The organism is Alistipes sp. An66 (genome assembly GCF_002161445.1).
GTDB classification, from domain to species: domain Bacteria; phylum Bacteroidota; class Bacteroidia; order Bacteroidales; family Rikenellaceae; genus Alistipes; species Alistipes cottocaccae.
This window is the reverse complement of sequence record NZ_NFHT01000034.1, coordinates 1-6,505: the sequence shown is the minus strand read 5'-3', so window position 1 is coordinate 6,505 and position 6,505 is coordinate 1. Positions and strand designations below refer to the sequence as shown.

Annotated in this window: 6 protein-coding genes and 1 pseudogene; all 7 read right to left on the bottom strand. The window is 42.5% G+C overall.

What is annotated here, in order from left to right; translation table 11 throughout:
* Positions 1-463, bottom strand: a pseudogene (locus B5G16_RS12290) (hypothetical protein); the annotation flags it as partial.
* Between the two features lies 1 nt (position 464).
* Complete coding sequence (locus B5G16_RS12285; RefSeq protein ID WP_087264326.1) at positions 465-1,055, bottom strand: hypothetical protein; 591 nt, start codon at positions 1,053-1,055, stop codon at positions 465-467.
* A gap of 1 nt (position 1,056) precedes the next feature.
* The gene (locus tag B5G16_RS12280; RefSeq protein WP_087264324.1) at positions 1,057-2,418 is read right to left on the bottom strand and encodes a restriction endonuclease subunit S; all 1,362 of its coding nucleotides are present in this window, start codon (positions 2,416-2,418) and stop codon (positions 1,057-1,059) included.
* A complete protein-coding gene (locus B5G16_RS12275) occupies positions 2,405-4,423 on the bottom strand; it encodes a restriction endonuclease subunit M (protein WP_087264322.1) in 2,019 nt (672 codons plus the stop codon). The genes B5G16_RS12280 and B5G16_RS12275 overlap by 14 nt, the downstream gene beginning before the upstream one ends.
* Before the next feature lie 13 nt (positions 4,424-4,436).
* On the bottom strand, positions 4,437-4,640 hold the full coding sequence (locus tag B5G16_RS12270; protein ID WP_204228111.1) for a helix-turn-helix transcriptional regulator: 204 nt from the start codon (positions 4,638-4,640) through the stop codon (positions 4,437-4,439).
* Positions 4,641-4,892: 252 nt separating this feature from the next.
* Complete coding sequence (locus tag B5G16_RS12265) at positions 4,893-5,444, bottom strand: GNAT family N-acetyltransferase (protein ID WP_087264320.1); 552 nt, start codon at positions 5,442-5,444, stop codon at positions 4,893-4,895.
* Between the two features lie 77 nt (positions 5,445-5,521).
* A partial coding sequence (locus B5G16_RS12260) for a relaxase/mobilization nuclease domain-containing protein (protein ID WP_087264318.1) occupies positions 5,522-6,505 on the bottom strand: 984 nt, incomplete at its 5' end.

Genomic DNA, 6,505 nt, shown 5'->3' with positions numbered 1-6,505 from the left:
ATAACACAAAAAGAAGAACAACACGCCGCGGCGTGTTGTTCTGAAACCAAGAATCGCTATATTTGCATATCTGAAGAATCTGAAGGCACCTCCCCAGACACACTTTTTGAAACACTACCTTAGCATGACGAGCCCTATATCCTTCATACGGGAGCCGCTCGATTAAAACTTTCAATCCGGGAACAAATTGAGCATCATCCCGATCTACGGCGTTGTCTATGCCAATATTTTTAGCGAACTCAGTATAATTTTCAACACGACAAGCTAATGTTATCTCTGGAAAATATTTATACTCACCGGATGCCAAGAACTGAATGATGCTTTTTTTGTGTTCTTTGTCTGCGTTTCGCTGGTAAGATTCAGGTCTGTGGGATATTTGGGCTAAATCTTTTATCGCCGCAAACCCCCTTAATACGACATAGTGATCGAATGTCTTATATATAATTCCTTCTAGTTTTGCCATACTACAAGCTTATTTTATAGTCATTCCGTAAAATGGCCTGAATTTCCAAGATAATATTTATTTGACTGTTGAAACTGTCTGCAAGTGATAATAAAAGCTCTTTTAACTCCTGTTTCGAATCTCCAATGCTTTCACTATCAGACTCTACTGATTGTATCCTGATTACGAGAGTAGCTATTTTATTTATACGGTCATTTATCTCGTCTATCGACTCAGAAGATTTATACCTTTGTTCAACCTTTGAAAAATCATAATATAAATAAATCGGGTTTAGCCGAGATGGAGCTTCTTTAAACAACTTATCGGAATGCTGACATGCGATATACAATCTGGCCATAGCATAGTTCTCACAACCTTCTTGAAAGGCTGTACAACTCATTTGTAGCATCCTGTAATTGTCTAGAGCTTCTTGATACCAACTCATGGCATTCTCTACTACACTGGTCTTGCGCTCAAAAATCAACTTGAATAGTTCTCTTTTAAACTTCTTTTTTTCTTGACAGATGTCAATTATTTTGGTACAGATTAATGTTATTAGAGAACTACCCAAACCAACTGCGGCAGTTACCCAAATCATAGAAATCTCATTCATATTATCCTAAAATCATTTTTTCTATTGTTGCTTTTGCTTTGTCTATAATTAAAGAGCCTTCATTTTTAATAGCATCAGCTTTCACACGTATCTCATGAATTTCTTTAGCAATGGCAGTTTGCACCTCTATCTTTTCGGGAATAGGAATTAATATCGAGGCAATTTCTTCCAAATTAATATTAGCTCGAGCAACGGGCCGTTTGAGCCTATCTAAATTCAATTGTCCAATTGATGATTTAATCAATTCCTTTACATATTCGGGATCATAACCATCTTTCAGTCGCACTAAAGCAATTGCTTGATTTATATTTGCTTCTTTTTCGGAGTGATAGATACCTACTTGCCCAATCGTAGCTCCGACAATAGCAATCATAATGTCATTGTCATAAACTTTAGAGGATTTCATTTGCTTATTATGAACCTCTGGTTTAATATAGAGCAACTCTTCGAAATTGATATTCCCATTAATATCAATATCGCCGCTTCTAATAAATGCTATTCCATTTTGGGAATCGGTATATGCATCACCTCCTGCTTTAGGAGTAATACCACTTGTGATCAAGATCGAGATATCACCAAGTTTCTTTAACGGATATTTTGATTGGGCTAATTTTGCAAATGCTTTCTCAAAATATGGGTTATGAAAATATGGGTCATATCTTTGACCTATCAATTTTGATATAGGGGTAAAATATTTTGTTTCCGAAAAATCACTTCTTTCGGGTAGTTTAATTCCTAAGTGTTGGGTTACAATATCATCAATACTTTCTAATAATTCTTTTGCCTCTTTATCCTTTTGTAATTTCGCATTTTGGGCTGCTGTATAGAGATCAACTATTTTTTGCTGAAACGTTGAAGATGGATATGGAATTAAAAGATTCTCAATATCGGAAGTTTGTAATCTTGGCAAAGTATTACCTGTTACCAGATGTTTGGTTTGTGCAATAATAATATCGGAGCGTAATATTATCGCTAAATATTCTGGTAATATATTTGTCGCCTCAAGGATATAAAACTCTGTAGAACTTTTCCCTGAAAACTCAGCTAAATATACCTTATTCAAATATGGACGTAGCTTCGAAAATAATATATCTCCTTTTTTAAAGACTGCAGCTGTTGATATTGACTCTTTTATTCCTGGGATATATTCGCCTGTTCCACATGTGACATTTTCAAGCCCAATGTAGACATCTTCATTACTTAAGCAGGTCGTTACTATTTTTACATTTTTTGCAACCTCTTTTAACTTACAGCAAGTAATAGTTTTAAGACGTCGAATCATAGATAGACGTTCAGGATGAAATTGTTGAGCATCTAATCTATCTCCGAGACATTCATCTATATGAATATTATTGATTATCATTGATATTATCCATTATAAATTTATTGATACGAGCAGCGACATTCGGCAATTCCGATCCATCAATTTTCTTCCCCGTTGTATCATATCCAATATTATCAACTACAACCATCATTACCTCATAGTTGTTCGAATATTTACGGATACTCTCTTTATATAATTCAAGCATCCGCTCTGCCCGTTGCTCCTTATCCAGCCCTTTCTCTTCGCGGACAAGTGCCTTAACATCACTTAATGTCTGCTCGAATTTTTGAGTCAGTTTTTTGGGATGTTTTTTCAAGAACAGGACAGATGATTTTACCCCGGCCTTGACATGGGCAAAGGTGTATTGCGGCAATGATACAACAGCCAAGATTCGGAACTTTTCAATCAACCAGTCTCGCACGTATTGGCTTGACGAATTGGTCAAAATTCCATCTGGAACAACAATTGCAAGATAGCCGTTCTCCTCGTTCAAATATTTATAGCATCTCTCCAGAAACAGCACTTCGGTACTTTGCGAGGCCCGCCACTTGTTTTTGTTATTATCGTCAGCGATTCGATCCTTAATCTCCGTAAACCCAAGATTTTTCTCGAACAGTTCATACTCCTTGTAATATCCGACCTCATCCGCTTTTATCGTCGAACCGAAGGGGGGATTAGTCATTATCAGATCGAAAGTCCCATCCTGGAAATTGAGATTGCGATTCTCAATTTCCAAAGTACGGTTGTTTTTCAATCCATCATTGGTGATGATGTTGGTATGACCATCGTCATGAATAATCATGTTCATCTTCGCCACGCGCGAAATTTGCTCATTGATTTCAATACCGAACAAATGCTTCTCGGCAAATACATGCCAATAGTCTCGCCATGAGGCACTGCCAATTTCATCACTAAAAATTTCATTGGCATCGTCCCGTACGGCTTTTAATGCATGCAACAGGAATCCTCCGCTTCCGCATGACGTATCGAGTATTTTCCAATCTTTATTAACCCCGATGGCAGATACAATAAACTCAACAATCGGCTTGGGTGTAAAAAACTGGCCGAAATCACCGCGGAAAAATTCTCCCATAAAACTCTGGAACGCCAAACCTTTGGCATCGAGGTCTGTTTTGGAAAGATTTATATCCTGAAGGTATTGAACAACCGTATAAATTTTATGCTTGTCCAATTTAATATCATCCTTAAACACTTCGGGATCTTTCTTTCGCCCATGCTCGTAAAGATCGCGTATGCGAGCTTCAAGCTCGACTTTTGCTTTGTTGTTTTGAGGATCCTCCGGATAATGTATTATCTGAAAGTTATACGGTTGCCCTTTGCTTTTAGGATCATTATCTCGCCAGCGTTCATCCCATATCTTACAAAAGATGAGTTTATCCAACTCGTCAAAAGCCGTCGTTGGGGCCAATGCTCCACCGCCCCATAATGCATCATGAGCCGATTTAAACTTTTGAATCAATTCACCCTGCGTTCCTTGAGGGGGTTCGGTAACACCTTTGATATACTTGAAGCGTTTGACTTCTTCTCCTCGTTTTGGAATTTCACTAATACTGATCCGGGAAACAGGAGAGATGTTTGTTATTTCAAAATATTCATCTTTGATTCCGGATGTAACCCAAACATATCGAGCTGCAGACGCATGAGCGTAACTATATGCTTGATCTACCGCAACCTGAAATTGCCGTTCATTGATATTCTCCTCCTTACATTCAACAACAATTAAAATCTTCCCGTGAGAGTCATTATACACAAGGATATCCGCCTCTCGAGTCTCTGACCCAATTTGCACGGATTCATTAACCGAGATATTTGAGGCTGGGTAATTATAATTGTAGATTAATTTCAGATATGTTTCTGCCTGGACAAATTCCTCGGGGTTTTGCAGGCGACGTTTTGTCTGATTTTTACAATTATAACGAATTATTGAGTTTCCTTCATTGATGATAATATACTTATCCTTAATCCCTTTTTGAAAGAGATCCGAAGCCAGCAACTCGTTTATTTCGTCTTGCGTCTTAGCCATATACTTATGATATTTAATTTTTACTATCTATTAAATCTTTGGGATCAACTTGAAGGATGCGTGCAATCTCGAAAAGTTGTTCGAGACTTGGCTGACGTCGATTGCATACATAGGCATTGACAATACTGAAACTCTTACCGAGTTTTTCGGCTAACCATGTTTGTTTAATTCCCTTTTCTTCAAGGACCTCTTTTATCCGATTCATGTGTTGTGTCATACTAATCGCATGATATTTTCCATAAAGATATGAAAAAATCCGCGATATAAAGATGAACCTACCACAGATTCTTTGAGTCCAATCGTTATTTTATGTAATTTTCTACACTCCGCCATCCCTTTCATCCGATAGCGATCAGCCCGGACTTGGCGGGGGCGGATGCAAGGCCGTCCCCGTGGGACGCTCTGTATAGCCTTGCGGCCGATGCCGGCAAGTCGGATCTTTGCGGACGGGTGGAAAGGGATGATTGTGTCAGTCTTTGAGACGCTTTCGCATCACAAAGTTGGTCAGTTCCAATCGGTTTGCCCGGCGTTTCTGAACCTTCACTACTTCATACCCTCTCTTCTCGAAGAAAGGACGGGCCGTCAGGCTCACTTCGGAGGTGATTTCCGAGACTCCGTATTCCCAGGCTCTCTTTTCTACGGCCGAGAGCAGCAAACTCCCGACGCCGACTTGCTGATAATCCCTGTGCACAAACAGCGAGTGCAGATAGCCTTCGGCATTCATCGACGAGAAGCCGATGATCTCGTCCCGTTCGTTCAGTGCAGCTACGTAGTCATTGCGAGCCAATAGGTCTTTCATATGCTCCACGCTATCCCCACACGAAGCCCAGTCCTCCACCTCTTCGCGGGTGTAGTCTCGCGCATTGACATGTAGAACCGTCTCCCGAAACAAGGTTTGCAGCACAGGAATATCCTCCTCCGAGAGTTTTCGCAATTTATATGAAGGGCTTGGCAGTCCAACCTTCCGGCAAGCATTCTTGGTAGCAGAAAAGCGGCGGTAATTCTCGAATTTCTCTTTCATACGCTCATCGGAGTATTGCCCTATAAAGATAGGCTTTTAATGCCAGTTAGCGCACACGGTCATTCGACAAAATTTCGTTACCGACTCGGGCCACGCGACTTCTTCTTCGGGGTGATAAAGCGTCGTGGCCGGTCCTGCTGCTTTTGAGTTTGGGCCGGGCGTGGTTCGCGGGGATCGTCCCAACTCTCACGGTAGGTTGTATCCAATGCCTTCTCTTTCCAGAGGTAGGGACGTGCCGTCGTGCCTCCCCACCATTTCACCAACGCCCGAACCACATATCCCGATTCGATCCGGTCCCGGTCCATGCGTCGCATCGTGTATTTCCCGGACTCTACCCAGTCCCGCGGATCATCCCGATAGACCCACGCCATCTGCAGCCGGTCGTCCATCACCACATATCCTTCCGACCCCGTTCCCCGCACGAAGATCGGCTCTCCGTCACGGAGCATTTCGATCTGCTTCTCCGTCAGGGGAACGCCGGCAATCGACAGGTTCCGACGCGGCGGCTCTGGCTGTTGCTTTTCCGCTTCCTGCTTTTGCAGAATAGCTGCGACCTGCGGACGTTGTTCGTCCATGTAGTTGCGGACCTGCTCGATCATCGCTTGTCGGAGGCGATTCTGTTCGATCCGTTGCGTCAGGCGGCCGTAGCTGAATTTACGATCCACCTGCGAGGCCTTGAACGTATGCCCCTCCAGGGTGAAGGTCACGCCCTGGATCTCCTTCGTTGGATCGCCACCCCGATAAACAAAGGTTGTGACGACCTGTCGTTTTATTAGTTCTTCGGCTAATGCCGTCCAGGAGGTGCAGTCAGACAGCAGCTCCCGCAGGTGGTTGTAAATGCGGTGGCGCAGTTGCTCCGGGCCATGCAGCCGTTCCGTAGCGACCTGCTCCTTGCCGCGCGAGAAGGTCAGTCCGTACTCCTGCTTGAGTTCCTTACAAATACGCATGTTGCGCAGGCGTTCGTTTCGGTCCGAGACCAGCGTCGTGTCGTAGCGTACCCGGTTGTAGAGAATATGCAGGTGGGGATGTTTCGTATCGGTGTGGCGCACGACAAGGTATTG